The sequence below is a fragment of the Pseudoalteromonas sp. NEC-BIFX-2020_015 genome (assembly GCF_012952265.1).
In the GTDB taxonomy this organism is placed as follows: Bacteria; Pseudomonadota; Gammaproteobacteria; order Enterobacterales; family Alteromonadaceae; genus Pseudoalteromonas; species Pseudoalteromonas neustonica.
In genome coordinates this window covers 1-769 of record NZ_JABCJL010000088.1, presented here as the reverse complement: position 1 = coordinate 769, position 769 = coordinate 1, and the positions used below count along the sequence as shown (strand labels likewise).

The 769-nt window shown below is 33.3% G+C and carries 1 protein-coding gene; it reads left to right on the top strand.

The window, feature by feature from the left end; translation table 11 throughout:
* Positions 1 to 160 precede the first annotated feature (160 nt).
* Positions 161 to 634: a hypothetical protein gene (locus HH219_RS21665; protein ID WP_169328607.1), complete on the top strand. Its 474-nt coding sequence runs from the start codon at positions 161 to 163 to the stop codon at positions 632 to 634.
* Positions 635 to 769 lie beyond the last annotated feature (135 nt).

Genomic DNA, 769 nt, shown 5'->3' with positions numbered 1-769 from the left:
AAGAAAAACAGCCAGTTTTGTGGGTCCTAAATGCATTGCCTAGTGCTTTAAAAACGCTTAGAGTTAATTATAGGGGCTCATTTTTTAATTGAATTTGGCTGTTAGAGTTATTCTACAGCCTCGTTAGCATCCCTTCTGTTTATGTCACAATGGAGAGTTCATGAATATCATTAAAAGTCGTAGATTTTTTTCATTATGGTTTGGGATTGGTATTCCCCCATTTTTAATTGGAACCATCTATTTTTCATTCCTCATTTCATTTTTACATGGAATGGTAAGCGCTTCTATCGTTGTATTGTGGGTATTTGAAACTTTTAGCACAACATGTCGTAGATGCCAATTTTATGGAACAATGAAGTGTGGTTTACCAAGTATGATTGTTCCTATGATATACGAAAAAAAATCTCCATTAAGTTTATCTGTTAGTAGAGTTAAAATTCATTACTTTCTTGATGTAGCAATGATTGTTTACGTCAACTTTATCTATGCTCATTTTCCATTTTTGTTCCCTTTTGTGCTAATTGGCTCAATTGTTGGATGGATGATAGTATTCAAAAATAAGCGTTTTCATGGATTGTTATGGCGACTAAAAGAGAATAAAAATGAAAACATCCCTATTAAAATTGTAGATTAAATCGGATGCTAACAACACGCCCTGAGGTGGACAACTAGTAAAATTTAGCTATTTATTGCAAATTTTAACAGCGGCGAACCTCTTCTTTTTAGTGCTTCTAAATATGTTGATTCGTTGTAAGGTGTATGTGTCTTC